22 protein-coding genes and 2 pseudogenes are annotated in these 25,977 nt (G+C 51.1%); 7 read left to right on the top strand and 17 right to left on the bottom strand.

The window, feature by feature from the left end; translation table 11 throughout:
* Positions 1–7 precede the first annotated feature (7 nt).
* The 6 genes from BDK88_RS20210 to BDK88_RS20190 form a co-directional block, all read right to left on the bottom strand.
* Positions 8–832, bottom strand: a complete 825-nt coding sequence (locus BDK88_RS20210; protein ID WP_130501931.1) for an IS5 family transposase — start codon at positions 830–832, stop codon at positions 8–10.
* Positions 833–1,064: 232 nt separating this feature from the next.
* Entirely contained in the window at positions 1,065–1,337 is a 273-nt protein-coding gene (locus BDK88_RS20205; RefSeq protein ID WP_130501930.1) for a hypothetical protein, read from the bottom strand.
* A 451-nt stretch (positions 1,338–1,788) separates the two neighbouring features.
* Positions 1,789–1,965 carry a hypothetical protein gene (locus BDK88_RS21430; RefSeq protein ID WP_165397019.1) on the bottom strand — a complete coding sequence of 59 codons (177 nt, stop codon included), beginning with the start codon at positions 1,963–1,965 and terminating at the stop codon, positions 1,789–1,791.
* 462 nt (positions 1,966–2,427) lie between these two features.
* Positions 2,428–3,294, bottom strand: coding sequence for a hypothetical protein (locus tag BDK88_RS20200; RefSeq protein WP_130501929.1), 867 nt, complete (start codon positions 3,292–3,294; stop codon positions 2,428–2,430).
* A gap of 173 nt (positions 3,295–3,467) precedes the next feature.
* On the bottom strand, positions 3,468–4,100 hold the full coding sequence (locus BDK88_RS20195; RefSeq protein ID WP_130501928.1) for a hypothetical protein: 633 nt from the start codon (positions 4,098–4,100) through the stop codon (positions 3,468–3,470).
* Positions 4,097–4,402, bottom strand: a complete 306-nt coding sequence (locus BDK88_RS20190; protein WP_130501927.1) for a hypothetical protein — start codon at positions 4,400–4,402, stop codon at positions 4,097–4,099. The genes BDK88_RS20195 and BDK88_RS20190 overlap by 4 nt, the downstream gene beginning before the upstream one ends.
* A gap of 217 nt (positions 4,403–4,619) precedes the next feature.
* Here BDK88_RS20190 and BDK88_RS20185 point away from each other — a divergent pair, with 217 nt between their 5' ends.
* Entirely contained in the window at positions 4,620–4,832 is a 213-nt protein-coding gene (locus BDK88_RS20185; RefSeq protein WP_130501926.1) for a hypothetical protein, read from the top strand.
* 374 nt (positions 4,833–5,206) lie between these two features.
* On the opposite strand, the gene BDK88_RS20180 is transcribed toward BDK88_RS20185, so the two are convergent.
* The 3 genes from BDK88_RS20180 to BDK88_RS20170 are packed head-to-tail and all read right to left on the bottom strand — an operon-like array spanning position 5,207 to position 7,557.
* Entirely contained in the window at positions 5,207–5,839 is a 633-nt protein-coding gene (locus BDK88_RS20180; protein WP_130501925.1) for a hypothetical protein, read from the bottom strand.
* A 2-nt stretch (positions 5,840–5,841) separates the two neighbouring features.
* On the bottom strand, positions 5,842–6,480 hold the full coding sequence (locus tag BDK88_RS20175) for a hypothetical protein (RefSeq protein WP_130501924.1): 639 nt from the start codon (positions 6,478–6,480) through the stop codon (positions 5,842–5,844).
* A gap of 54 nt (positions 6,481–6,534) precedes the next feature.
* Positions 6,535–7,557, bottom strand: a complete 1,023-nt coding sequence (locus BDK88_RS20170) for a hypothetical protein (protein WP_130501923.1) — start codon at positions 7,555–7,557, stop codon at positions 6,535–6,537.
* A 455-nt stretch (positions 7,558–8,012) separates the two neighbouring features.
* Here BDK88_RS20170 and BDK88_RS20165 point away from each other — a divergent pair, with 455 nt between their 5' ends.
* Positions 8,013–8,369 carry a hypothetical protein gene (locus BDK88_RS20165; protein WP_130501922.1) on the top strand — a complete coding sequence of 119 codons (357 nt, stop codon included), beginning with the start codon at positions 8,013–8,015 and terminating at the stop codon, positions 8,367–8,369.
* On the opposite strand, the gene BDK88_RS20160 is transcribed toward BDK88_RS20165, so the two are convergent.
* From BDK88_RS20160 to BDK88_RS20145, 4 genes are all read right to left on the bottom strand, one after another.
* The gene (locus BDK88_RS20160; protein WP_130501921.1) at positions 8,370–8,915 is read right to left on the bottom strand and encodes a TATA-box-binding protein; all 546 of its coding nucleotides are present in this window, start codon (positions 8,913–8,915) and stop codon (positions 8,370–8,372) included.
* Between the two features lie 30 nt (positions 8,916–8,945).
* Positions 8,946–13,085, bottom strand: coding sequence for an Eco57I restriction-modification methylase domain-containing protein (locus BDK88_RS20155; RefSeq protein WP_130501920.1), 4,140 nt, complete (start codon positions 13,083–13,085; stop codon positions 8,946–8,948).
* A gap of 382 nt (positions 13,086–13,467) precedes the next feature.
* Complete coding sequence (locus BDK88_RS20150) at positions 13,468–13,932, bottom strand: hypothetical protein (protein ID WP_130501919.1); 465 nt, start codon at positions 13,930–13,932, stop codon at positions 13,468–13,470.
* A gap of 85 nt (positions 13,933–14,017) precedes the next feature.
* Complete coding sequence (locus BDK88_RS20145; RefSeq protein ID WP_130501918.1) at positions 14,018–15,157, bottom strand: DUF4238 domain-containing protein; 1,140 nt, start codon at positions 15,155–15,157, stop codon at positions 14,018–14,020.
* 196 nt (positions 15,158–15,353) lie between these two features.
* Here BDK88_RS20145 and BDK88_RS20140 point away from each other — a divergent pair, with 196 nt between their 5' ends.
* Positions 15,354–16,616, top strand: a complete 1,263-nt coding sequence (locus BDK88_RS20140) for a hypothetical protein (protein ID WP_130501917.1) — start codon at positions 15,354–15,356, stop codon at positions 16,614–16,616.
* A gap of 334 nt (positions 16,617–16,950) precedes the next feature.
* Here BDK88_RS20140 and BDK88_RS20135 read toward each other — a convergent pair whose 3' ends face one another.
* Complete coding sequence (locus BDK88_RS20135) at positions 16,951–19,110, bottom strand: KAP family P-loop NTPase fold protein (protein WP_130501916.1); 2,160 nt, start codon at positions 19,108–19,110, stop codon at positions 16,951–16,953.
* A gap of 342 nt (positions 19,111–19,452) precedes the next feature.
* Here BDK88_RS20135 and BDK88_RS20130 point away from each other — a divergent pair, with 342 nt between their 5' ends.
* The 4 genes and pseudogenes from BDK88_RS20130 to BDK88_RS20120 all read left to right on the top strand — a co-directional run bounded on the left by BDK88_RS20130 (position 19,453) and on the right by BDK88_RS20120 (position 21,103).
* Positions 19,453–19,887, top strand: a complete 435-nt coding sequence (locus BDK88_RS20130; protein WP_130501915.1) for a TRAM domain-containing protein — start codon at positions 19,453–19,455, stop codon at positions 19,885–19,887.
* Positions 19,888–19,997: 110 nt separating this feature from the next.
* Positions 19,998–20,579, top strand: a pseudogene (locus BDK88_RS20125) (hypothetical protein).
* A 147-nt stretch (positions 20,580–20,726) separates the two neighbouring features.
* Positions 20,727–20,891, top strand: a complete 165-nt coding sequence (locus tag BDK88_RS21425; RefSeq protein WP_165397018.1) for a hypothetical protein — start codon at positions 20,727–20,729, stop codon at positions 20,889–20,891.
* Positions 20,891–21,103: a hypothetical protein gene (locus BDK88_RS20120; RefSeq protein ID WP_130501914.1), complete on the top strand. Its 213-nt coding sequence runs from the start codon at positions 20,891–20,893 to the stop codon at positions 21,101–21,103. The genes BDK88_RS21425 and BDK88_RS20120 overlap by 1 nt, the downstream gene beginning before the upstream one ends.
* Positions 21,104–21,449: 346 nt before the next feature.
* Here BDK88_RS20120 and BDK88_RS22240 read toward each other — a convergent pair.
* From BDK88_RS22240 to BDK88_RS20105, 3 genes and pseudogenes are all read right to left on the bottom strand, one after another.
* Positions 21,450–22,782 (bottom strand): annotated as a pseudogene (locus BDK88_RS22240) (DUF790 family protein).
* Positions 22,769–24,187 carry a DEAD/DEAH box helicase family protein gene (locus BDK88_RS20110; RefSeq protein ID WP_130501913.1) on the bottom strand — a complete coding sequence of 473 codons (1,419 nt, stop codon included), beginning with the start codon at positions 24,185–24,187 and terminating at the stop codon, positions 22,769–22,771. Before BDK88_RS20110 ends, BDK88_RS22240 begins: the two are co-directional and overlap by 14 nt.
* A 325-nt stretch (positions 24,188–24,512) precedes the next feature.
* On the bottom strand, positions 24,513–25,715 hold the full coding sequence (locus BDK88_RS20105) for a Cdc6/Cdc18 family protein (protein ID WP_130501912.1): 1,203 nt from the start codon (positions 25,713–25,715) through the stop codon (positions 24,513–24,515).
* Positions 25,716–25,977: the final 262 nt, after the last annotated feature.

Genomic DNA, 25,977 nt, shown 5'->3' with positions numbered 1-25,977 from the left:
ATCACGGTTACAGCGGCTCACACAGCGATTCTATATTGATGAGGGCGAACATCAAGACAATTTCACGGAACTGGCGATACCAGCCCAGCGCTCGCACGGCGTCGCCGAGCGAGCGCTTCGTTGTTGAGTACGAGGTTTCGGCCATCCAGCGCTGAGAGTATCCTTTTGCCCGGATGAGCGCGTTGTTCATGACTGCATTCGGTGATGAGCCGCGGTAGTGAACAAGGTACTCAACGTCAAGTGCGGAGATTTCGTACTCAGTGTGCCAGTCTTGGAACGCGTTGTCGGCAACCACGGACTGCAGGTCGTCCGCGTTTCGGCGGACGACCTGCGGTCCGGTCTTCGTATCGTGCTTCCACCGTGCTGTGATATGGACATCGAGAACAGCGAGCGACTCTATATCAGTTAATGTCGTCACTTTCAGCGTCTGCACGGTATTTCCTGACCGCTGGCGGAAGTACGACGAAGAACGGCGGCGGTCAAAGAACGTGCTGTCGAGAGCAGCGTGGCCAGACTGCGGGTGTTGCTGCGCTGAAACGCGCAGCAACGCCCGCCACACCCACATTTTCAGCCGATCGAACGACTTGTAGATCGTGCTGTAGTCGGGGAGGTTCTCTCGATCGAGACCGAGTACGTCACAAATCTCAGTCATGTACTTCAACCGATTCGGCGTTTCACGGTAGCTGTGACCTTCTTCGAGCCGAAAACAGTGTAGGACGACATGGACCCAGCGGGCGAACCCGCCGCTGGCGGGCTCGCCCGCGTGCTTCCCCAACGCTTGTTTGGCTAGGTCACGACACTGCTCAATGAAGTCGAGGAGATCGATTTCCATAGGACAGAATCGAATTCCTCGGCTTCATCCTTCTAAGCCAGTGATATCGGCTGATTAGATCGCTGTTCAACAGAGCATGTTTGAAGAGTATGAGGTGGGGCTCTAGCAGAACGCGGCCATCACTTCCGGACAATTCCGGTAATGGAGTGAATGGAGTGGTGAGATGTCGAACTGACTCGAGTTGAGTGCAGTGGCACGAGATCGATATGCAGGACAATCCTTCGAAGAGCCGTTAACAATGCTTATCTGGGGACGTCACCCGAAGTTCGTCTTCAACTTCGTAGAAGTAGCCCCGCTCGAGGAGACGCGTAAGTGCGTATTCGACGTCCCGTTGCTCGAGTGCTAACTCTGCATCGGCGGCCAGAATGGCAGTGGCATCGTCATAATTGATCAGCGGAACACTGTCTTCGCCAGCACCTGGCCGACATGCCTGCGTACACAGCCGGTCGTAGCACTCGAGAATCCACTCCGGAAGTGGTGGCCGTGGATCTGTGACGCGAGCCATTGCAGTTCTGTCTAGTGGTTTCGACAGTCATCCGCTTAACAGTACCCGTTGAATACGGGTTTTGCTCGCAATCGAGTGAGGTTTTATGGTGCGGCAGCTGCCGTGTCGCCAGCCTCTGGATCGAACGGGAGGTTGATGACGAGTTCGTCGACAGCTTCCCTCAAGTTTGACATCACGCACAAAGGTGGTCGATCACAAAGCCATACAGGACAGTTCCAAGCACCTCAACGGAACAGTGGACGATCACAGAGTCAATAGAGACGGTTCTAACAAGCTGAGAATCGAAGCGAGGTTGATAGTAACTCTCCCAAACATCTCATCTGTCGCGTTACCCCGCGCGACAGGCCAGTCAAATCATCCACGACCCTATTTGTCTCAGTCCGCCCGGCGGCCACCATTCTACGCCCATCCGGGTGACTTTTGAGGTCTGATCAAGGACGGTGAGCGGTAGCTACTCGATCTCGAGTGCGCCGATAGCTTCGCGTGGTTCGACATCGTACTCGAGGAGATGATCGGCAGCCAACTGCCACGCTCTTCGCGAGAGTTCGGGATCGGCCTGCTCGTAGTGGACTGAAAACTCGGTCAGTGCGACGGCGATCAGGATGTCTTCTTGGCGATCAGTGGGCATCGCCGGCGTTGGGTGCGGCTTCTTATATAAACGTTAGACTGAAGGATGTGAGTTTGGCAGTCGCCAGACTCAGAGTTAGCCAACCCAGTTCGTCGGCGGCCCAGCGACTGCACTCTGGGAAAGTGGTTTGTGAACCTTGAAAATACAGATCACACCTATGATTGTCGCAATCGTTGACATCCAAAATTGTTTCTGGTAACGCCAGGCCAGTTCTCCCTCCTGCACTTCTCACGGACGTAGAACGTATCTCGAGACGAGAGGATTCCGGTGACAGCTGGCGTCTTCAGACACACCCACAGGGAAGTCTTTGAAGTAAGACCGACAACGACCGATCAAATGACGTACTACAGACTAACAGTACACTGCATACAACCGCTCTTGTGCTGGATATTAGGTGGGCGGATAGAGTGAGACCCTTCTCAGGGGTTGTGGGTCGTCGGGAGACACCCTCAACCGTCGACGTCAGGTGTCTCCGGAACCGGCCATTTCACCGGGAATGTCGACATCGTCCATCAACAAGACGCGTCGTTCCGTGTACTCGAGGCCGTTCTTGCGCTGCGTCCGCTTTTTGACCGCTAGCCTGCTCTTCGAGAGATCGAGTAACGCATCGATCGTTCGGGAGACCAGCTTCTTTGCATAGTCGTCACTGATGCCCTTCTCCTGCCGTCGGATCCAGTGTTTCATATCGCCGGCGGTGACGTACTCTCGAACGCTTGTACTCCCTTTCCTCCAAGGGTTGTCTCCAACTGCCGGATCGGTACGTGCCTTCCAGAGTTTTGCAGCGAGCCGTGACGGAAGCGCCGATGTCGTCGCCCGAAGCATATCTTCATCCATCTTCGCGAGCTGCTGGAGTGGAAGCAGATCCCCATACGAGAGGGAGACATCACCACCACGCTCGAGTGGGTCGTCACTCTCGGGTAGTCGGAAGTAGCTCTCACCGTCGTCTTTGCGGATGCGCTCGAGGCGGCCATCCACAACGTCGATCTCGCCTTCGTCGACGTGATCCTCCAAGAGGTGTGCGCCCTTCTCGAGTTCTCGTGCCTGGAGTTCACCGACGCGGTCTTTGTTGGCGTTGAGTTTCTTCTCGTGGGCGTCCAGTCGTGCCTCGATGGGTGTCTGTGATTCTTCCAGATCCTCGAGCCGTTCTTCGAGATCCTTGGTTTCGCTGTGGGCCGCCTCGAGTTCGGCCTCGAGGCGACCTATGCGGTCGTCCTTTTGAGAGAGTTCATCCTCAAGAGTTGTGACGCGTTCGTGAAGGCGCTCGAGTTCGTCGACGAGTGTTTGGAGTGGCTGTGCATCAGGGTCGGGACAGTCTGTGTTCGCGCTCATTTGGTTCTGGATTCGGTGTCATTGTCGGGCGATTCGACTCGCGCTGCTGGTCGATATCGGGAACGCTGGTAGAGCAGTAGACGACCGACTCGAGAGGCGTCTCGAGTAGCGGGGTGCGGCGGTCTACTGCGCTGGATAAATCAACGCAATCCCGAGGTGGTGTACTGGATCAGCTAGCCACCCTCGGGTTGGAGTCCGCAGTCATGGCTTGCCAGCTCGGCAAGCGAGTCGAATGGACACTCGCAGATATCGCAGTAATGTCTCTGGTCCGTGAGGAACGTCTCACGGTTCATGTGGCCGCCATCGGGCACGGCAGACTGTCTCTGGTGCTCGAGTTCACTGGAATCGCGCTCGCTGGGACGTCCCTGTACGTGAAGGTCAACCTCGGTAATCGGTTCGCGACCCGTTTCTCTCCACGTACTATTGCGGCGTTCGTGTTCGATCCGCCAGGCTTCGCCACCGGTATCGGGGACAACCATCACCCGGCGGCGGCGGCCGTTGATCGTCGTATACTCGAACACGAATTCGACGGTCGGTTCGGTGGACTGGTCACAGCCGCCATCGGTTGCAAGACGTGGGTCGTCATCGGCATCGACGAGTAGAATTCCGTCCTCGGTCTCGAGAGTCTGGGCTCGGCTATCGTCGTCGCCGATAATGATCTCCGAGCCGTCAGTCGCTTCGATGTCGCCCGGTTCGTAGCCGGCGACGGCGCGGGCCTCTGCTCGCAGGCGCATCTCGCGAGCGCCTTCGCGCTCAAGTTGCTCGGCACGCTTTGCGACAGCTTCGTGATCGTTGACGATCGTCATCGGTCGCTCACCTCGACAGCGCCGACGATCGCGTCAGCCATCGTCTTAAACAGGTACTGCACTTCGAAGCCGCCGCGACGGTCGGCAATGTAGTCGATCCAGTCGTCGATCGTCTTCTCGACATCCTCGAGGTCGTAGCGGACGGTGCGCTCGCCGTTCTCGATAACGTGAACGGACTCGTCGGTCGTCCGGTAGACGTGGTGTGCGCCCTCGTTGTCGATGCCAACAGAGATGTAGTTGGCGCGTGGGTCGGTGGTCTGTGCTTCCGAAACCGTTTCGTGGGTTCGCGGTTGAACACTCATTGCTTCTCTCCAGAAGCACAGGTCCGGTGCTCCAACACCGGGCCGAGAGTTTCTCCCGGCCACCCTGTGCTTCACAGTAGTTAGTACATTTGCTAATCAAATAAAGGTTAGCATTTGCACTAACATTAGAGCATCCGATAACTATTAGGATATAAGCTAAGTATTGTATGGGCAGAGGTGAGCAAATATTACAACCAGTACAGCCGAACGGGGACGTATGTCGAAGACTCGGGCGCTCCTCACGGAGACTGAGCGAGAGCAGATCGCCGGCGAGCACGGAGACCAGCGACGCTACCAGGCGACATCTCGTGTCCGCCGGCGCATCGATGAGGAATTATCGAAGGATATCGAAGTCCTCGAGGAACACCACCCGGAGCTGCTTGAGGAGCTTCGCGATGTCACCTGCGAGGAGCGAGATCACGATGAGTAATCAGCAGCCATTGTCGGATCTCAAGGTTCGCGAACAGTCGCTTGCCCAGGCCCGCGACACACTCGCCGCACTCCCTTAGTCGCCGATCGGACATTCATATATTCAGTACCAAGATTGGTCACCTTCAGCAGCAGCTCTGAGACGATTCGTACACACGAACCCAGCTTTTCCAAGTGAGATCAACATCGATACGTAGGCAGATCGCCTAAAGAGGCACAGACAGGTCGTTTACTTCGGAATCCCTAAAATTGACGACGTGCACACGACGAGTCACGGCTCGTGTGCATATTCGGGAATCGGATTCTGACGACGTGCAACTCTAGGGGGGAGTTGGGAGTGCATATCAGGGCAACTTTTTGATGACTCTCTCACAATTAATGCCCTACGTTCAAAATGTCAAAGCCGACAAGCGATCGACCACTATTCTGATCGACTATTTTTAATTTATGATAACGACCCCCCTCTGCAACCCCTCTTTTTGGGAACACTTCGATTATTAATGGGAAGTCAAATTCATTGACTTCTTCGCACCAAAGTACATTCTCTTCTGGATCATACTTGTGTTCACTTTTTGGTATTGTGCGAAGTTCAGCTTCAATCTCTGCTGAAGTTTCTAAATATAGTTCAAATTCGTTGGTGAAGCGTGAAAGCTGAACGGTACTGTGAAGCACTAACTCACCGTCTTGGATCATCGCAATCCCCCTCTGTTCAGACATTGTATCCGGCTGACGCTCGCCATCTACAATATGTGTTGGCGTACACGTTATATCAATTCCAAACGGTCGCCCGATCTTGTAGTTGTAGGCCAAAGACAGAGAGATACACGTGATAGCCCCTCCTCCAAGAACCAGCCTGTGTCTAGAAAACGAAACGAACCCGTTTATACCAAATAAAACAGAGGCAACAGAAAGAGCGACAAAACCGAGATTGGTTTCACGATATTGGGAGACAAACTTATTGAAAGTTCGTTTGAGCGATTGCCAGCGCGAGGGTTCGCCCATTCCCATGATCAACTATTGTCCGAAAAAGCTTCTCGCTCAAATAACTGTAAAATATATTCTCGTCCATTTGGCCAGTCCGTCTCAATTTGTATACTCCCTTGATAATAACGGACTACAATCTGGTGTCCGTCGACAACGAATCCGACCTCTGCTTTCTCAATAGCATATTCGCCAACTACATCTTCACGGGATACACCCTCTACTTCGTCATAAGGTACCTCATGTCCCTGATCAAGTACATGGATATCAATAACACTGTCTGCTTGTTCTAGAAAAGACCAAAGTCCATCTTCAGGAACATGGAGATTCCTATATACCGTGAAACCCTCCGGAATAGCATCTGCAACGTTCTGAGCGAGGCGATCTACGGAACTAACGTCTGTCTCTAAATCTAGGATGAATAGCTGTGATCCGTCTCGATATTCAAAATCAATTTCAATTTCCCTTCCAGGTGTGTACTGCGATGGCTCATTGTATATGATTGTACCCTGGTATACCCGTTGCGAGAAAGGATAATCATCACAAAGGGGTTCAATCTCTTCTGAAGCAACTGACTTTAACGAAAGGCGTGCCGTTGACAACCCCGTGAGATATCTCTCAAGGGAGTTATCACCCGTGTTTGCTCGACGGAGGTTGGACACGGCCATCGTTTTTACAGTACTATCTGGAGGACCATATGTAATAGGTATCTAGGTTACAGTTTAAAAGTCTCCAAGACCAGATTGGTATTCATCGTACTCCTCTGAGCTACCTTTGTTCCGATATTCATTGACAACATCATCAATGGAGAAAGTAACTTCTACACCCTGACGTTGGCATTCTTCGTATATATCTGTGAAAAATTCGAGCGGGGGATATCGAAATTCAGAATCCAAGCTTTTCCAATGTTGGTATAGTTCAATAAATTGGTTGAGGAAGGCTAGTGATATAGCCATGCGTTCAACATCTGAGGACCCACTTATCGCATGATCTGCTTTGATATGAACTCGGCCATCGGTATCGATTCTTGCTCTTACAAACCTATCTGCTAATCCAAACACGCCCTCGATTGCTACAAGTCCTTTTTGACTAAGGACACCGATTAGTACGGGAGCAGATTTTGTAATGTCGATTGAGTCATCAACTTTACTGTGTTGACCAAATAGATCTGGTTTGTTTCCTCTAATTTCAGCATCAGTTAACATATTGACCGAGATCTCTCCAGGAATACTTTCGTTGTTTTTCTCATGTGAAAAGAGCCATAAGAGAAAATCGGGGCTGAATTCAACTTCTTGAAGTGAAATATAGTCTCCGAGAGTTTGCTTAACCAAGTTTCTAGCCTTCTCGGCTTTAGACTTGTCTGCCTTTATGAAGAGGTGGTCTGGAAATGCCCAGTATCCATCGAACGTTGAATAGTCTTGAATCGTTGGACGACTACCTGTTTGCCCGTCAATTTCTGTTTCCCGGTATTCCCACTTTTCCTCGAGATATCTGAACGCATTTATCTCTCCAAGCAACCTATTGATGTGCCGGCCAATATTGGGTTCCTCTGAAGCATACTTGGCAAATGGAATTGTATGATAACCACGTCCTGGCCGCTCAATTGAGCCTTGAGTGTAGTTAGCCAACTCGTTCTCGATAACATGATTAAAGTCAAAATCGGCATCTAAAACATTAGTTAGATGGATGCCATTGAAGACTAATTGCCCTTCATAGGAGAATTGGTCCCCATCATCACTGCTCATGTGTTTTGGAGAGTAGACTGCTATCAAATAAATACTAGGTAAAGTGTGTGCTGCTCGTAGAGCGCTTCTTTTGCTCAAATGGATTTAGGAAACCTGCATTTCGTATGGATCAACTGGAGATTTTCGCGCGAAGGTGGGGGAGGGCGCTGTAATTTTTTGGCGCTGTCGCCTTGGCGACACTCCCAGGCTGGACGCTAGTCTATCTCATCGAAGGGATTACTGAAGTTCTCGCACATGGCGTCACGGCGGCGGTCTTCGCTGGGTAGTTTTTCTCGACGGCAGCCGCGCTCGCGCTTCCCTGATCCCCGATCGCTTCGCCGATTCGTTCTGTAAGCTGTTTAGTCGCCCTCAGATACGCATTGTACCAGAACCGTCGTCTCGCTAGATTCTCGAGCGCGACGACCTCAACGGTCGAGCAGTGTCGGGAGATCGCCGAGACGCTATCGACGCGAGTAATGGACGACGTCCTAGACGATCTCGAGAAGAATCATCGGAGGCAGGTCCAGCGTTTGAAAGAGCAACTGTCGAAAAAAGAGTCACAGAAACAGCGGCTGGAAAACCGACGCAAGGAAGCACTCAGCCAGTTCGACGACGCGATCGACGAGTATGAGGAACAGCTCCAGCAATCGTTCAGTTTTGCCGGCGGTGACTCAGGGAAGATCCGTGAGAAAATCGCGGACCTGGAAGATCAGCGGCAGCGCAGGAAGACCCGTTTCATGGAGCGAATCCAAGAAGTCGAAGACGAGATAATCGATCTGGAGGACGAAATCAGCCAGTTAGAAAATATAGGGTCATTCGATGGCGTACTTTAGTTAGTTCAGCCCGTATTCGTTGAGGGTGTCTTCCAAGTCGGCGAATACGTCCCTGGCTTCTTCCTTGTCTGTTACGCCAGCTATGACTGCTTTACCGGAGGCGAATATCAGTAGTACACAGGAGTGACCAGCAGGTCGATAAACCAGTCCGGGGAACTGCTCGGGTTCATACTCTGTTTGCTCGAGGCCCAGTCCGATCGCGAGTGATTCCAGGTTCTGTTCGTTTCCAAGGTCAGCTACAACGACGTAGTTCTGTATCTTGAACTGGAGGTCATCCGAATCTGGTATCACACCCATCTCAGACAAGAGATCAAGGAAACGATCTCGGTATCTGTATGCCTCTTCATCAGATTCCGCACCTGTGACGATGTACTTCCCAGTCCGATAGATCGTGATGAGTGGTGCATCGTCATCGAATCGAAGATAAACACCAGGGTAGTGGTCAGGGTCGAAGTCCGCGATCGAGGAGTCCAGGTCTTCAGCGAGTTGAGATAGATCTAATTCGACGTCAAGAGAACCGGATCCTACGACATTGACTACATCCATTTATTCTCAATCCCGATGCCGGAAAGGATATTACTGATTGATAGCCTCTTCCACGATCTTAATCTCTTCCTCAGTCAGTCCGTACAGTTCATATACGGTCTCGTCGATCAGTCGATCCGTTTCTTCGATTTTGTCCTCCAGTTCTTCGGCCTGCTCCTTGGTATCCAGGTAGCCTTCGAATCGCTGGTCGATTTCACTCAGTTCTGGGAGTGTGAGTTTCCGTAGGCGGTCAACAAGCGAATTCGTTTTTGTAGCGGTTTCACGGAAGTTAGCGAACCCGCCTGCTTCGTCGACGGCAACAGGTACGAACTCTTCGATCAACGCTACCTCTGTTTTAGAGAGGTCGCTGATTTGCAGTGCAGGGATGAGTTCTGTCTCGGTGTATCCCCATTGATCGGTTTCGTATTCTTCATCTTCTTCTGGCTTGTATCGTGCGGTAAGTTGGATTTCTACGGATGATGAGGAGGTTCGATCGACGTTGACCTTGCCAACCCTTAGGTTGTCAAGGTCGTCACTGGTCTTCTGAAGAGGCGAGTCTGAGGAACCTGACGGGGGCTGGATAAGACCGATATCGGTAATCGTCTGTCCGTCGGAATAGGTGCCAAGATGATCTAAGAGATTAGTGTTCACCTGATTTCTTTCTTTGATCAAGCGCGTTAGCTCAGTAGCAAGATCTTCCAGCAGGTCCTGTTTCTCTGAACTGACTTCAGGGATAGGGAAGCTTTTCAGGTGGACAGAGCGGAACTCATAGTACCCACCACGTAATGTAGACAGCTCGTTATCGAACCAGAAGTGTGCTGCCTTAGAGTTTAGAAGCGCAACAAGGAACCAGTCTGATTCCGAGATAATGAAGCACTTGTCATTTAGATAGTAACCTTCAGTGTCAAGGACGAATCGAGGATTGTTGGCGATAACAGGGTAACAGATTTTCTCGTTATTGAAATCCTTCCAGTAGTCGACTGTGTCCTGGATCTCGTACCACTCGTAATCGCCGGGTTTCCGTCCATCCCAGTCCCCAGTGTGTCCAGAGGGTTTAGGTTCAAGTTCAGATCGGTAGTCCAACAAGTGGTCTTTGATTGCAGGGTATTTGTCAATGTCAGTTCCTCTTCGAGTGAAAATCAAGTATTTGTCTTCACTATCAATGTAGTATCGGCGGACATTTTTCCCAGTGGCCAATGGCTTGATCAATTCTTCACTGGAGCTATCTTTTTCTATCAGATCTTCTCTTTTCTCGCTGTCAATGAAGAAGGCATCATTTAGACCGGTTTTCACGCCGTAGTTGATCTCGGACTGTATGTAGTCTTCTATCCTGGTAGCAGAGGACTCAAGCTCACTCTGGATTTTGGCCTCATTCTTTGAGGCTAATGACCACTGCCCGTCTTTGAGTTCGTCTACAGAGATGCTGTAGGACTCCTGTTCCAGTCGCGTTCTCAGATCAGGGAAGTTCAGATCATCAATCTGTGCTACATGTACGTTCTCGTCAGACTCTGTCGAACGATTGAATACGATTATCGAAGGGTAAGCACTCGCAGATTCGAAGACAGGCAGATCTCCAAAGTCAATTATTCTCTCGAGGTTGACTTCTTCGGTTAGCTGTTTTCTGACGCCGCTGCCGTAGTTTGCCCGCATGAATTTGTTTGAGATGATCTGACCGAAGTATCCGTCACTGTAGAGTAGGTTGGTCCCCTTCTCTATGAAGTAAACGTAGAGGTCTGCAACTCCATGGTATGTATCATACTCAGTCTCGAGATAGCTCTTAATCTCTTGTAGCTGTTCCTGCCTTACGTATGGAGGATTCCCGAGAATGATATCGAACCCAGCTTCGGGTATCTTTTCGCCTTCTTCGTTAAAGAAGACCTCTGGGTACTCAAGCTCCCAGTGGAAGAAGGATTCATCATCGCTGTGGCCTTGAGCAGAGCGGAACCAGTCTTTTTCCTGGATTTCAGTCCACTCGTTTTCGTCTTCAATGGCGGAGGCCATTTGTTCGTAGGCATCCTCGGGCACGTCCAGTCCGAACTGTTCGGCGGTATGCACGTTGGTGAGTTCGAACAGTCGCTGGTAGAGAGGATCTTCGCGGATGTTGTCGTAGATCTCTTCCATCGACTTGACGTCTTCCAGGGTTTCGTTGTCGATTTCGAGCAGTTCCTGCATCCGCTCCATGACGTGTTCTAAGGTGTCTTGGCGGACGCGTGCCCATGCCTGTGTAAGCGTGATCTGTCCGTCATCGTTGCCGGCAGGCGATCCGTTTGAGAGTACCTGTGTAACGTCAGAACCAACCAGCGAATTGCCTGCCTTCAGGTGGTGGTCGAGGAAAGCCAGCGGTCGATCAGCTGCAAGGGTGTCGAGCCACATCGACAGCTTTGCGAGTTCGACAGCCATCCCGTTCAGGTCGACCCCATAGATACACTCTTTGGCAATTTCACGGCGGATGTGCTGTTCGTCGAATGCAACACCCATCTCGGTCTCGACTTCGCGGACTTCGTGCATCACCTGCTCTGTGAGGTAGCCGGTTGCCCGAGTGAGGAAGTGGCCGCTCCCCATGGCAGGATCTAGAATCTTCAACTCGGTTACTCGGCGGAGGAACGGACCCAGGTACTCCTGAGTGCCTGGTTCGAATCCCTGGTCTATCAGATCCTCTCGTATCTCTTCGATCAGGGGATCTACTGTTTCCTCTACGATGTAGGTGACAACGTAGTCGGGCGTGTAGTATGCACCAGTCGCTTTGCGTTCGCCTTCATCGTTGACGACGTACAGACTGCCTTCGGAAACTGTTTCGACTGCGTCAGCTACCGTGACTTCTGTGGCAGGTTTCCAGACCTGTCCCCCGTCCTCTTCTACGGCTGCGTAGTCTTCGGGAGCGATCCGGAACTGGTGTTCCAGCAGTCCTTCGTAGACACTCCCCAGGTGGCGGGTGTCCAGGTCGCCGTAATCCGCTAAGACGTACCGTCCTTCTTCGTTTTCAGTGGTGGACAGGCGGTAGATTACTTCGGCGAGGTGCTGGTTGCTGACCGAGTTTTCAGAGAGGAACTCGTGCTTCTCACGGTCGAACAGTCCTCCGTTGTATGGCGGGATCCCCAGGGATTCCTCACCCTTGTCGATCAGCTCGAACAGGTCCTCCAGCTGCCGCCACATTGTGGAGGAGTATTCGCTGTATTCGCTTTCGAATCCTTGATCCACTTCGCCGATCGTGTCGTGGATGCTCAGCCGGAGCTGGTCAAGGCTGAAGTTTTCCTCGTACTCTTCTATGGCTTCTTGTTCTTCAGGGTGAATCAGGTTCCGGGATTCTGCGTATAGGACGAACATCAACCGGTACAGCAGCACGAGGGACTGCTCTTTCAACTCGTTCAGGGCTTCCGTGTCGTTGGGTTCGATGTCGAGATCGTTGGATTCGATGAAGCCGTGTCCGAGGACTCGTAGTGCTGTGAAGACGTTGTCCTGGAGGTCTTCCCCTAGTTCTTGGGATGCGGTCTCGCTTTCAGACCAAACTGTTTCAAGGAAGGTGGATCCGGCTGTTTCCCGGAATGCTTCTGGCCGGAAGAACGCGTAGAAGTATTTGAACTGTTCGACGTCTCCTTGTTCAAGGAGTTCGGGAAGGTCGACTTCGTAGTAGGTCTTGGTCTCGTAGTCCTTAGTGCCGTAGAGCCTCCATTTCCGTCCGTTGGTGAGAATACCCCATTCGATGTCTTTGACGTTCTCGAGGTAGTGTTTGATCTGGTGGGAGGCGTCTCTGTAGGGTCTTTGCTCGCTGAATCGGACGTTGAAATCGGCATCCCATTGTTTGGCTTCGACGACGCCTACCCCGTTGTTGAACAGATCTTTGGTGTTATTGGTGTCCAGGTAGAGGGATGCGGCATCGCGGCGCTGTTCGTCGTTTTCGAAGAGGAGAATGTCGACGTATCCGTTGCCGTCTGGGAGCGTGGTTTCGACCTGGGTTCCGTAGCCGAGGATGTTGAGAACTTCGTCGATCCAATTATTGATGAGATCGTCTTCTTTGTAGCCTTCGAAGAGACTGCCTTCTAACTGGTAGAGTGTTTGAAGGTCTTCCATCACCTCTTCCGCTTCGGTATCGCAGTCCCACTCGGGCCGGTGTTTGATCCGTTCGTCAAGGTAGTGGGTTGAGAAGAGATTCGAGTTATGATAAGGGCGTTCAGTGAGAGTAGCCTGGCTCATCCGTATTAGCCGTAGCTACGTAACCGAAACATCATGTAATTACTGGAAACCCAGAACAAGGGCTTGTACGTCGGTCGGGTTTTGAAAGAGTGAACTAGCACCGAAGCAGCTGTTTCTTAGGTTTAAAAAGTGCAGTTATCGCCGCATCTTCCGTTAAATTCTAGTTGGTAGGTGTATAGGCCTACATAGGAGAAACGGCCTCGGCACTCATACCGCACGAAATTAACATTAGACGACATGTTCGTGGCAGATCACCACATTAGTGGTGGATCGGTACCAAGAAGTCGATTAGATATCTTATCAAGAAATTCTCTGACTTCTTTCCATTGGTCAAGTCCACAAGTTACAGCTACTATGCAGTTTCCCACTCTAAAAAAGTTGATTAGAGGTTGTTCAGGGTATTTTTGTCAAAAATCTCTTTGAACGCCTGTCGCACGGTGTCGGCATCTTTGTCTAGGTTGTGGACTGCGTGCTGTGATTTCGAGACTTGGAAAAGCTCAGGATGATCGGCGCGGTGGACCTGCTCGTATCGATCTAGCTGAAGCGTTTTGATCTGGGTACCGTCATCCGCCTCTTTCACACTAATGTTCTTCTCTTGGTTGACGTAGCCCAACAGCATGAGATCGTCGTGGTGGTACTGCCCAAGGACAATCCCGCCTTCAGTCCTCAGAGAGTCCATCGTGTTTATCGCAGCAGTGGATTCGCCTTCTTCTTTGAACGCGGTCTTGTTGTAGACCTCGCCCATGCCGTAGTCGATTCCGATTTTCCCGTTTCCGAAAAGATCCGCGATGTCGGATTCTGGGACATTCAGAATGTGATGGGCGTAGACAACCTGAGGCTGTGACATACCTCGGCTTTTCTGAACTTCAGTATAAACATCCACCGGTTTAGCTAACATATAGAAATTAATTCACTTTGTCAGCAGGACGGCTCTAACTTAGATCTAAGAGCTCTTCGAGAACTCTGATTGAGGTGATCAGCCCCAAATCGGGAGTACCGGTCTCGTTGAATGTTCTGCGTGCTAGGTTTTGTGCCTCCGTCGATCGACAATTAGGACGCTGCTTGGCATAGGGAAGATGGGCCATAGTCGTACAGCCAGGAAGGCTTGGAGAGAGCTTCGGAACCTGATAAGCAGGAACTTTATTCACTACCTCCTTCTTACCAGATTCTACTTCTAGAGGCACAGTTATCTCTTCTCTTCTCCGGACCTCGTCGATACGGACATGCAAACCACGGATGTAGTCTTCGCTACTGGAGTCGAACATTACGATGCTTTCTGCATTATGGAACTGCAGTAGGTTCAGTTCGTCAACGACATCAGGAGACTTGATCAGGACCTGCTTCCTGGAGTTAGCGTCAAACCTGTAGACTTCTGGATCGTACAGCAGGAGGATTCGGTTGCGGTCTATCGGACAGAAGATTTGGAGGCCGCGGTTTGCCAGTCCCGCCGGTACAATCCCCTGCTCACGGCTGTATTGGGGAATGTCATGGACAACAGGTACGTCAGAGACTATGAACTCGCGGTCCGTGACGTTGCGCAGCATTATCCCTTCAAGGTCGCTGATACCGATATAGCCGAAGATCCCTAGCGATATGAGATAGTGGTGGGTACCGAGCAGAGAAGCGTCAACTAATGCGTCCTCTTTTTCATCCTCGGTGAGATCGGATTTCCAGGTGATCCTATCCTCGTATCGGTCGGCCTCCAAGTCTTCCCTGACGGCATCCCGGATGAAGTCATCCCCATCTCTGATGTCTTCTTTTGTAGCCTTCGTCCTAGTACGCTGAGTGGTGACGAACGATAGAAGCAGTTGGACGTACTGATCGGAGAAATCTGGTAGGTTGTCTCCCTGTCGTAGACCGTTGAGTGGACGGGCATGATATCCTTCCAAGTTGGCGAGTTCTTCTTCGACCACTGGTGGATTGCCATAGAAGTAGTTCCGGGCGCAGACCGAGTCAGTTCCTTCCGAGAAGATACCTCCGGATTCGAGATGGAATATATTGAGCTGGCCATTAGCAGCCCAGGCACGAAGATAGTGCTGAGGGACATAATGCTGATTCTTCCGCTCTGGCATCCCTAACTCTAATATATCTTTTTAGGTCCAAAGCGGTTTCTATGTTTGCTCTATGATCAGTAAAGTTCAGTGGCTGTATGAAAACCGAGTTTCGCACCAACAAGCATCATCGCGACCAAGGAGTTAAGGAGAGCGGAGATTTCCATGAATGAGTCAGAGACTTTTTGCATTACCAGTACTCAATTAATAGACAATAATGGAGACTACGATCGTTTCTGATCGACTTACTGATGGCGTAGAGGAACACGGTGTCGAAGACCGGATCCCAGATGAAATCACAGTGAAAGACTGGAAGAAGTTTTCTCCGAATTCTATTTCAGCTGAACACCTGGTTTTGGACCTAAATTTTATCAATCTAATAGATGACGAAGAGTTTTCTGATCTTCCCCTAAACCATCTCTATAGAGGTAAGAACAAGAAAATAGCTGAGATCGATAATAACGAGGATGAACTATTGGATATATTCGAATCACTGGCTTGGACAGATGTTATACCTAATTTCCTGAGTACAGGTGGTTCATTGACGGTGTTGTACAGCGATCTTTTGAAAATTGAGACGGCTTCTGATCGCAGCCAAACCCTTTCTTGGTTATACCAACATGGTCTGCTATCACGCACCAAACCAATTCAGGAGGCCAAATTCTCAGAGTCTGGCATCAGCGATTTTGAAATTGTGAGCGATTTGTCAGCTATTGATGACTACTTCAAATTTGTTGACGGATATACGCATACGTTGGATTTTGAAGGGGGAGACGATGATGTGCAATATGAGTTTGTTGGCGGAGATCTGGATCCAATTGCTAAATCTAGAGAAGGGCAACTAATTGCTGCTCGGCTAAGCAGGTTTATGAACGCTTCCGGTGAAATACAAGAATTGGGAGGGAACTTGACTTTTCTCCCTCAGCCTACTCGGTTGAATCCCCGAATCCAAGATTTGATCACATCATTGGCGGCGATTGGGTTTGAAGGAGGCGATAATAAGGCTGCGGAGCCTCCGGCTTATGGATTGCCAAGTGGTTCCAGTGATTTGCCGGAGTTGGTTTCTGAGGATGTGAGAAAGAAGTTGCAAGGTATGAAGCATGGAGAAGAGGTGTTAAAGCAGATCGAGGATGGTGATGCCTGTGTGGAGAACGATCTCTGGCAACCTGCTTTAGGAAGTTATATTCATGCGATTGAGTGGGCGTTCATCGCTTATCTTGAGGACAGACAGGGGGTTGATGTGATTGCTAAAGAGCAGCAAGGAGGAGTATATTATAATTTGGCGGGCGGCCATCATAGTTTGCTGGATGAAGTTACTAATTACGCAAGCTTAGATCAGAAAACTGTTTCTTCGATTAGAAGTATGAATCAGGCGCAGAGGCGGTGGATGGCCCATCATAAGTCCGGTAAGACACTTGGACATGATGTGATGAGTCTGAGATCACGTCTAGGAACTATTTTAGACGAACTTTTTAGCTGAGGTGTCAGCGACTTCTTGGCACATATACGTTCGTGGCAGATAGTCACAGGTCTGGCTGATCACCACATCTGTGATGGATCACTGGTAGGATGGTCACTCGCATGACTGACACAAGGTCTAGCCGCGCTAGGTAGCGTATGATGACTGATCGACCCCAATGGGAAGAATCGATGGGACTGGCAGAGGGATCAACACAGATCACGATCACGTGCAGTAAGGACAAACGCGATATATGGAGCAGAGAGGCCGCCAAAGAAGGGTAGAAACTCCACTAGAAGGGGATCTGACATAAATGGTCCACATAAGAACAGCCACTCTTTGAAATATGATTGTTTTATCTTTCGAGACGCCAAGCAGAGAAGTCACTAGGATCTCTACCATTATCCAGCATTTCTTTCCCTCGGTTAAACAGTTCTATAGTGTGTTGTTGCCAGTCCTCCAGTTCTTCTTTCTCAAGGTCGTCCAACCGATCTTCTAATTCGGAGAGTTCGAAGAAGGAATCGAGTCTCTGAGGATCAAAAAACTGTTGTACACCGCTTTCAGCCATGGAAGCATACCTTCCTTCACTAACATACTGATTGAGAAAGTGCAGTAGATCATCTGTCTCTTGTGTATTCTGTTGAACCCATTTAACTGGTTTCTCTGAATCAGACCATTCCATCCATCTTGCGAGAACAACATCAAGATTCGGGGACTCCAGTAGGTCACCTTTCTCACCGGTTTCCTCAATCTTCTCAACTACAACCGATGTGAGTTCCTCAAGCTGATCGTAGTTCAGCAAACGCTCTTCCTCATCAGTACCCTCACCACCCATCTCACCATGCTCCTGGTACAGAACACCGGTGATAAGACTCGATACAAAAGGAGAGTCTCCTACCTGAACACTCTGTTTGAGCAGTGATAACCGTTCTTCCCGGTCTTCCATGTCTCTAAGTATACTCCAGACAATCGAGTTGATCTGATTCCGAGTACCACCATCCATAATACTCTTAGACGGATCCACAGCACACAGCTCATCTCCAACAAGGAACAACGCTTTCATTGCTCCCTTTATTTGTTCTTCTGAAAGCTCATCTGTATAGTCCGCGAACCGGTTCAGAAGTCGGTTTGCCTTAGACCGGCCATCTTTCCCTTCTTCTGTCGATAACCGTCTGAGTTCCTCAGCGAACGCCTCTGAGTCCTCGGAAACTGAAAGCACTGATTCGATTTCCGTGGTAGTAAGCTCTCCTCGAGGCACGGTCTGACGGAAGTAGAAAGGAAAGATCTCGGGATGACAGATCCGTTTCCGTTTACGGAACGTATTGGAGTCTTCACTGTACCGCGATCCCGTAAACGAGGATCCAGTATCGAAGCGGGGAAAAAGATACGTTAGAATAGCTTCCACTCTCTCGCGGTCGACCTCTCCTGAAACACTCTCTTCCAAAAACTCAGTATAGTCATCCTCGTCGCGTAATCGGCGTGTTCTCCCTTTGTTGGTGAACTCTTCTGGATGTTCACGGATATACTCGTAAGCATTGGTGTAGAAGATTCGTAATGTCTCAACTGCAACCAGATCGATAAAGTTCACTTCATTTTCGAGTTTTCTGAATGAAGATCGTACTGAATTTGATAGTCTAATAGCATCTCTTGGAGTATTCAAAGTAGGCAGGATACCATCTCTGTAGACGTTCTGCCAGTGATTCTCATTGATCTCGAGTTCTCTGTCTCCGGTTATCTGTAGAAGTCGATCTATGAAAAACTGGTCAAGTGAACCCTTTTCAGGAATAGGAAGATGCTGTGGCAACTGGATAATCTTGTCCAAATACTCTTCACCGTCTTGAACCACTTTTTCTCTCTCCAATGCATTGGTGACGACATCGTGATCGAACGCTAAGATATAGGTTACATTCGGGAAATCGGCTACGCTTTTCACAAGCCGGAACATCTGCGCCATCTCATCCTCGGTCAGTCGATCAATATCATCGAGAAAGATAACGATCCGACGGTCTGTTTCCTCAAGCGTATCTGAAATATTCTGTTTTAACTCTTCGACATTACCGGGGGTTGGATCCAGTCTCCGCGCTAAATACTGAAGAAATCTCTGGGAGGGAACCCCTGTAACCGCCGACAAAGGAACAGTCGAGAGTGCAGAAGAGAAGTTTGACAGCTGGGTTCTAACTTTGTCGAATCCGTCCTCGCTCTCCAATCCCGACTCTAACTGAGCGAAGAACCGTTCCAGCAGATCGGTTTGTCCGGAAAACCACCACGGATTGAACCGGATTACAGCAGGCGGTTCTTGACTTTGCTCAAGATAGTACTCGATAAAATTGAGTGCTGTACTCTTCCCAGATCCCCAAGGACCGTAAATCCCTATAATGAATTCTTCTCCGGGTACTTCTGAAGTGATTGAGTCTGCGATATCCTTTGCAAATTCATCGTATCCCAGTTGATCTTCTTCCGGTTTTTCTAGTGATGAATCGGAGAGAAGCTGCGGTTCATCCGAATTCGTCGTCATAGAACAATGATGGACATGACACACTCCTTAGTCTTCCGGTCGCAAATATCACCATGTTCAACACTTATACAACGATAAATCAATATTGGGTGACAGAACTGTAGTGGCTAGCCATGCGGGAGGTGGGCCACCGCACTCATGGTGGATCAACAGTGTGTCGGTCAGCCACATGGTTAATACAAGAACTGGCTATCTTCAGTACTTCACGAAGCTGATTAATTGAAAAATCTGCTTGCATGAGGTGTGTCTACTGTCGAGCAAGCAGACGATGCAATCACAAGGACCAGCTTTGTGAAGTACTGAAACTTACTTGTCCCGTGGGTACTGAACACTAGAAACTCAATGGTCGAGATTCCCGATTCCCTGTGCTCTCTGTTCAGCTCCCCAGTCGAAGAACAAAATGGAACATACGTTATAGAAGTTCCCTCGAATGAAGTTGATCATGAAGCGTTATCAGTTGACGAAACATATCGCGTAGCGATTCTTGAGTCTCCTGCCTCAACAGAGTCATCGATACAACAGGAGACACAACAACCTCCTTCTCGGGAAACCACGAACCGAACTCCATCGGGACCCCCTGTCAAGGAAGGCGAGGTACACAATGTAACAATCGAGACTGTTGGCGATCAGGGCGACGGCATTGCAAAAGTCGAGCGTGGCTATGTCGTGATCGTCTCTGGAGCCCAACCTGGTGACGAACCTACCATCGAAATTGAACAGGTTCAGAAGAACGTCGCATTTGCGAGCATCGTCGATAGCGATCCACGAGCACTGTAAAAGTCCAGCCAGATAGCCGAGGACTTGATCTGTTCACCTAATCTGCTTCCACCGGTGATTTTCCGCGCCTGAGAGGGTGAGGCGCACACTCGCATGCCTCGAGGCCACGAATGAGTACAGATCGACCACCCGAGAGCGACCTGCATCGAGATAGCCCGACAAACGAGTACACGAGCGACCGTGATCGCAGCTATCCAGGAGACGTTGCCCGACTGAACGGACATGAGCTCGTCGCGATCGACTGAAGTGGCTGCCGGGCACAGAGCCAACACCGTACGAAATCAACCTCACCGATGGCTACGAATATCGTACACGCTACTGGCGCTTGCAGGAAGTGCAGGCCAAGAAGCGCAACCATCGCGACGGAGTTCACCGTACCCCTGCGACAACCCCCAGCCGCTGACTGCCCTCGAGGCAGGTGGCTACTCGATCGACGATCCACGAACGCGCCGTGCACTGAACGAGACAGTTGGATGTCTGCTTTGCGACAGTGGGCCCGATCTACGAGGTCGAGAGTGAGAGCGGGAACACCTACAAGGTCGATATCGAGGCAACGACGTGTACCTGCCCTGATTTCGAGCAGCGCCAGCCAGACTGACGGCTGTAAGCATCTTCGGCGTGTCGACCTCGAGATCCGCACGGGACTTGTCCCTGCGCCAGATGGTACAGTTCAGCCGCTGACTGTCGAGTGATCTCGTCACTCGAGACGATTTGTACCCCCTGAAAGGGGTGCGGGGGCTCGAAGGGAGTCCACCGCAGCAACCCATGAGACAAAGAGAGACAGCAATCGCGTCGATAGCCACTGAAACAACTCAGCTCCTGAAGCGAGGGATCGCCAGATGACTGATCGCGACGAGTGCCGGATGCCGACGTGTTCGGAACCTGCTCGCGATCTTGCAGGGTATGCTGGTCGGTTCTGTTCGGACAGCTGTGAGGTCCGCTACGAGCACCTCCAAGCGGACGCTCGAGATGCTGCAGTGGACGAAGCCGAGGATCGGTACTGATGCTCGAGCAGATCGATCACCGTGGCAAGCGCTTCACGATCGGTGACGAGGACAGTGTCGACGACGTCGCTCGTGACCGGTGTCGGCGAGCAGAAATGCTCGAACAACAGGCTCAAAGAGAGATCCGTGAGCTCGAGTGTGCGAAGGCAGTTGCTGGACCTGACAGTACAGATTCTGATATTGGAGTGTTCGACCAGCGGCACGGAACGTAGGGGGACGAAGGACACACCGTATTTCCTGAGAAAACAGGGATGAAACTCCCCCCCTTCATAGATAGTTGTAGTTGATGCCCCACGTACACAGAGTTCACTCTGCACACGGTGTGTCTCGAGTCTCGAAAAGCGGTATATCCGGTGGATCGGGGACAGCGATCAACACCGGACGGGACTGAGGGTGGGCGATGATTGAATCCGGGCAGTGTCGCGCGCAGTGGATCACGCGACAGGTGATATATCCGATGTCCTCATTATCAATCTCTTCCCGATTCCCAGTTACGCGGACGCGACCGCGCATGACACGAATCATCTGCCAGTCAAGAGAACACTGAGAGTTCCGTTCTCAAATCGAATACTCTTCTGCCAGTTCAACCAGGTCGTAGACATGAATCCCAGTTTTGAACCAAAGCACCCGGTCACTCGTGTCTCCGAAGTCACTATTCGAGCAATCTAACTGTTCGGAGACTGCGACAAGGAGATTCTCAGCATCTGCCTGGCGTATTTTCTTCAGCTTCGACTCGAGATACTCGGGTGTCCAGAATCCGATGATCTCGAGAATCGCTCGCCGACCGTCCGGATGCTCGATCGCGAAATCGGGGATCATCACCTCATCACCGAGGTCAAACACATCGTTTTCGCGTAGTAACTCCCAGTCCGTGGTCGCTCGCTCCCATTTCTGGGCGAGTGTCTGCTCAAGATCGCTATCGAACCGCCTGCCAGTACTGTAGTGTGAATCGAGTCCGTCAGTGTCGTCTAATCTGAGTTGCCGTGTCTCACCTGCTGTCTCATCAATAAGCACTGTGGCAGTCATCTCCCAGCGGTCACAAAGAGGCAATGCTGGTAGAAAGTTCGCCAGCCGGATGCCGTATTTTTGCGATTGGGAGAACAACGACGCTGGCCCGTCAAGTATGGCCTCGTAGCCATCGGCACGGTCAGTTCGTTCGACATGCTTGCCATCAGAATCGATCGGATAGATCCGATGCATCAGTCCGAAGAGTTTGACGTAGCTGAATACCGTCCCGAAATGATCCCAGACACGGATTCGCATCTCGGTCGCATCGTAGAGGGCTGCCTGGGCGAGCGCGAGATTGTAGCGAGTGACCAGCCAGTCGACCGTCAGGTCAGTGTGGTCGTACTCGCCATCGCTACTGTCCAGTCAGTGTCGTGGTCGTAGTCGATTGCTCGCCAGCACCGTCATACTGGTCAGCGGTCCGTGTGCCGACCTGGACAAGTCGTTTGTTTTCCTCGAGGTCAGCATACATCCCGCGGTAGCACGCTTCGAGTGAGATACCCAACTCATCAGCAACTGCACTATATACCTCGATCTTCTGTGTGTCGTCACCGAGCGTGGGTTGGCGAACAACCGGATACCGCTCGTTGGCCTTCTCGAACAGGGTCTGGCGGATCTCACGAGGCTCGACTGGAGACATGACTTCGAACTCACACTCGTCGAGAAGCAGTTTCGCCAGCCCTTGGACGATCTTGTAGTCGGTATCCGCCACAGTGAGTTCGTCGATCGCGTCTTCGAGATCGCCTTTCGGCTCACCGAGATGGGCATCGAACAGCGCAATGAGTTCGCGTGCCGTCTCTCGATAGTTCTCATCCGTTGGATCAATAAATAGCGGCTTGATCGCATCGCCGGTGGTACGAGAACGAGCCAGATCAGCCGTCAGCATTCGTCGTCACCCCCTGTCGGCGCTGTTGGGACACGTACGTTTCCATCGTGTCTGCCGTGATGATCTCGTAGAGGCGTGCCGGCTGGCGGTCATCTGTCGGCCGGAGGATGCGCCCAAGCCGCTGGGCATACTGTCGTTTCGAAGCGCTTCCCGACAAGATAATTCCCACGTTCGCAGCGGGAACGTCAATCCCCTCGTCGAGCACCTGTGACGTTGCCAGCATCGAGTACTCGCCAGTCCGAAACCGCTCGAGAATCTCGGTGCGCTCGTCCGTCTTCGTTTGATGGGTGATGCAGGGGACGATAAATTCCTGAGAGATTTCGTAGGCGAAGTCATTGTTCGCAGTGAAGATTATCGCGCGGTCGTCGTGGTGGCGTTTGAGCAGGTTGTCGAGCGTCTCGAGTTTTTTCTCTGCCGTTCGGGCGATGCGTTCGGCGCGCTGCTTGGCGATGAGTGCCCGCCGACCCTTCGGATCGTAGGACGTCCGTTTGAGGAACTCCTGATAACCCTCCTCTTTCCAGAGATCGAACTCGTGGCTATCGACGTAGTCGCGATAGATCTGGTACTCCTCGTCGTATGTCTCCCGTTCCTCTGGCGTGAGCTCGACAGACATGTGGATGGTTTCGTACTCGCTGAGGTACTCGCCAGCAAGTTCGTCGACAGCCTCTTCATAAACAACCGGACCGATGAGATCCTCGAGGAGCTCATGCTTTCCGTCAGGCCGTTCGTAGGTAGCAGTCAGTCCCAACCGATACGGTGCAATCGTCATCTCGGGAATCTGCCGGTATGTCGGCGCTGGCAGGTGATGTTCTTCGTCGACGACGAGTAAGCCGAACTGGTCGCCGTATTCGTTGATGTAGCGGTAGGCGCTATCGTAGGTGGTGACGGTAATCGCGGTGACTTCGTGGCTGCCGCCGCCGAGAACGCCGATCGGCTCTGTGAGTTGATCGCCAAAGGCGTTGGTGAGTGTGGCGTGCCACTGATTCATCAGGTCAATCGTCGGTGTCACGACAAGCGCACTCACGCCGGCGTCAGCGATTGCCTGCAGTCCAAGAAAGGTCTTCCCGCTGCCAGTCGGGAGAACAACACTCCCTCGACGGCTGTGGTCGATCCAGGCGTCGAGGGCGGCCTGCTGGTAGTCACGCGGTTCGATGTGGAGCGCCGGTGTCAGATCGAGTTCTGGATAACTTCGGGCAGCATCGTGGAGAGACATAGAACGTGGTAACGCATCTTCGAGTGTTGTCTGTCCGTTGCTGTCGGACCAGCCACCAGCCCACTCAAGAAGTTCCCGATACCGATAGGCTTGCACGCGGTACTCATCAATGCGATCGTCCCACTCCGCAAAGGGGACCTCGGCAGGCGCATCTTGGAGCACGAGTGTCCCGTCGTCGAAATCGATCCGCATTCGGTGTGTAGTTCGAAGGGGCCAGTCAGATTGAGTCTGTGGTTTCCAACAAGCCCTTTTCAAACCCATTATACCATGACAATTGTTCTATCCCCACATTCAAGAAGGTATGAACATCCTATAGATGAGTGCATGTTATTACATCTGGGAAATGCAATACAGGATAATAGCCAGAAGTGGCGCCGAGAGCTGTACCGACATGCGAATGTTGTCGGATATTTTGGAAATGAAGAATACAGTACATCACATGAGCTCGAGAATAAGATAGGATTCTAACTAAAGAACCCATTACGTCCGGTTGACCCCTGAATGTCCAGAAAAGCTGTTATGGCTTATCTATCAAGCTAAGAACATCATTAAACCGATTTTCCTCAGTCAAGACATTGACCGTAGTATCCAAATCCGTGTTCAACTCCCAGTAGTACTTTGGACCGCCCCGCGATCCGCCACTACGTTTTGCGCCTGAGACGACACCAATCATATCTAGATCATGGAGATGACTGCGAACCCGACGCATTGCGATCGAGTTCGTGTCCACGTGAGATGTGATATCTGTGTACCTCGAGTACACCTCTGGTGTTGGCGCTGGCGTTTCATTCCCTGTTGCCAACGAAGTGAGTGCTAGCAATGCCAACTGATCCTGTATTGTCAAATCACGGATGCTCTGCGCGATGTTCATCTGCTCAACATGGTCCTCGGCCTTACGGACATGCTCCTCACTGACCTGCGGTTCGTCGTTAAGAGCGGCGAACTCACCGGCCTTGTACAGATACCGAATTGCCTGCCGTGCCGATCCTAGATCTTGGGCAGCAAGCGCCGCTGCTAGTGCGATAGCTTCCTGCGTGACAGCACTATCGACGAACGCTTTCTCTGACCGACGGTTGAGAATGCTCCGCAGTTGATCAGCATCATACGGTGGAAAGTGAATTTCGACCTCGCATAGCGAATCCTTAGCTCGAGGGTCGAGTTCCTCGTAGAACGTCATATCGTTGCTGATTCCGATCACGGAAACGTCCATATCCTCAATATGACTGTTGTCACGCGCGCGTGGCAGCTCATAGAGAATCATATCTTTGTTTCCGATGTTGTCAACTTCATCAAGGACAATAACGACAATTCCACCAATATCTTGAAGAGCATCGTACAGCCGGGCGAATACTTTCCTCTTTGGATGACCGTTCGGGTTGTCACCAGTTAATTGTTCTACAAGATCACACGCAACCTGATACGAAGAGTGATGCCCTTTACACGTTTGAAAGATAGTAGTCAAGTTGATTCCGCTCCGCTCATCGACTTCCTCTTGCAGTTTCTCAAGGAGAAAACGTGCAGCTGCTGTTTTCCCCTGCCCGGGCTTACCGTACAGAAACGCGTTGTGAGGGGGTGCATCGTTGAGAACTGGGGAAAGAACCTCCAACCCAAGTCGTTTGAGTTGCTCTTCTCGTTCTGGAAGATCATTCGGTGTGTAACTCTCTTTCAGGATACGTTCGCTTTCGAAGATCTCTGATCGGTCCTGAAAGTACTCGGTCATGATAGGAGACAACGCACTCATTATACAAATAACCGTAGTGTCCAGAACCCCCCATAATGTCCAGAAATACGGGTGGATGAGACCCACCCCCACCCGGGGGCGTCCGGAATTAGCGGGAAAAAGAGGCCCGCAATGAAACGAAGTTATCAGAGCCTGGAACCACAAGATATCACGATTACTGCCTCAATGAAAGAGATCAGGAGAAAACAGCCGAAAGCGCGGTCGGATATTCATCCTTCCTTGCTTTCCACTACCTGCTTTG

Origin of the sequence: Natrinema hispanicum (assembly GCF_004217335.1) — an archaeon.
Classification (GTDB): Archaea; Halobacteriota; Halobacteria; order Halobacteriales; family Natrialbaceae; genus Natrinema; species Natrinema hispanicum.
Note: the sequence above shows the minus strand (reverse complement) of the source record. Positions and strands in the feature narration are given on the sequence as shown.

What these genes read in the sequence shown, in the direction of transcription:
- BDK88_RS20195 (WP_130501928.1), bottom strand. Translation starts at nt 4,100, where the DNA reads ATGACGATCGTCAACGATCACGAAGCTGTCGCAAAGCGTGCCGAGCAA.
- BDK88_RS20160 (WP_130501921.1), bottom strand. Translation starts at nt 8,915, where the DNA reads ATGGATGTAGTCAATGTCGTAGGATCCGGTTCTCTTGACGTCGAATTA.
- BDK88_RS20175 (WP_130501924.1), bottom strand. Translation starts at nt 6,480, where the DNA reads ATGGCCGTGTCCAACCTCCGTCGAGCAAACACGGGTGATAACTCCCTT.
- BDK88_RS20150 (WP_130501919.1), bottom strand. Translation starts at nt 13,932, where the DNA reads ATGTCACAGCCTCAGGTTGTCTACGCCCATCACATTCTGAATGTCCCA.
- BDK88_RS20155 (WP_130501920.1), bottom strand. Translation starts at nt 13,085, where the DNA reads ATGAGCCAGGCTACTCTCACTGAACGCCCTTATCATAACTCGAATCTC.
- BDK88_RS21425 (WP_165397018.1), top strand. Translation starts at nt 20,727, where the DNA reads ATGACTGATCGCGACGAGTGCCGGATGCCGACGTGTTCGGAACCTGCT.
- BDK88_RS20120 (WP_130501914.1), top strand. Translation starts at nt 20,891, where the DNA reads ATGCTCGAGCAGATCGATCACCGTGGCAAGCGCTTCACGATCGGTGAC.
- BDK88_RS20205 (WP_130501930.1), bottom strand. Translation starts at nt 1,337, where the DNA reads ATGGCTCGCGTCACAGATCCACGGCCACCACTTCCGGAGTGGATTCTC.
- BDK88_RS20105 (WP_130501912.1), bottom strand. Translation starts at nt 25,715, where the DNA reads ATGACCGAGTACTTTCAGGACCGATCAGAGATCTTCGAAAGCGAACGT.
- BDK88_RS20130 (WP_130501915.1), top strand. Translation starts at nt 19,453, where the DNA reads ATGGTCGAGATTCCCGATTCCCTGTGCTCTCTGTTCAGCTCCCCAGTC.
- BDK88_RS20185 (WP_130501926.1), top strand. Translation starts at nt 4,620, where the DNA reads ATGTCGAAGACTCGGGCGCTCCTCACGGAGACTGAGCGAGAGCAGATC.
- BDK88_RS20210 (WP_130501931.1), bottom strand. Translation starts at nt 832, where the DNA reads ATGGAAATCGATCTCCTCGACTTCATTGAGCAGTGTCGTGACCTAGCC.
- BDK88_RS21430 (WP_165397019.1), bottom strand. Translation starts at nt 1,965, where the DNA reads ATGCCCACTGATCGCCAAGAAGACATCCTGATCGCCGTCGCACTGACC.
- BDK88_RS20170 (WP_130501923.1), bottom strand. Translation starts at nt 7,557, where the DNA reads ATGAGCAGTGATGATGGGGACCAATTCTCCTATGAAGGGCAATTAGTC.
- BDK88_RS20190 (WP_130501927.1), bottom strand. Translation starts at nt 4,402, where the DNA reads ATGAGTGTTCAACCGCGAACCCACGAAACGGTTTCGGAAGCACAGACC.
- BDK88_RS20165 (WP_130501922.1), top strand. Translation starts at nt 8,013, where the DNA reads ATGGACGACGTCCTAGACGATCTCGAGAAGAATCATCGGAGGCAGGTC.
- BDK88_RS20145 (WP_130501918.1), bottom strand. Translation starts at nt 15,157, where the DNA reads ATGCCAGAGCGGAAGAATCAGCATTATGTCCCTCAGCACTATCTTCGT.
- BDK88_RS20200 (WP_130501929.1), bottom strand. Translation starts at nt 3,294, where the DNA reads ATGAGCGCGAACACAGACTGTCCCGACCCTGATGCACAGCCACTCCAA.
- BDK88_RS20140 (WP_130501917.1), top strand. Translation starts at nt 15,354, where the DNA reads ATGGAGACTACGATCGTTTCTGATCGACTTACTGATGGCGTAGAGGAA.
- BDK88_RS20180 (WP_130501925.1), bottom strand. Translation starts at nt 5,839, where the DNA reads ATGGGAATGGGCGAACCCTCGCGCTGGCAATCGCTCAAACGAACTTTC.
- BDK88_RS20110 (WP_130501913.1), bottom strand. Translation starts at nt 24,187, where the DNA reads ATGCGGATCGATTTCGACGACGGGACACTCGTGCTCCAAGATGCGCCT.
- BDK88_RS20135 (WP_130501916.1), bottom strand. Translation starts at nt 19,110, where the DNA reads ATGACGACGAATTCGGATGAACCGCAGCTTCTCTCCGATTCATCACTA.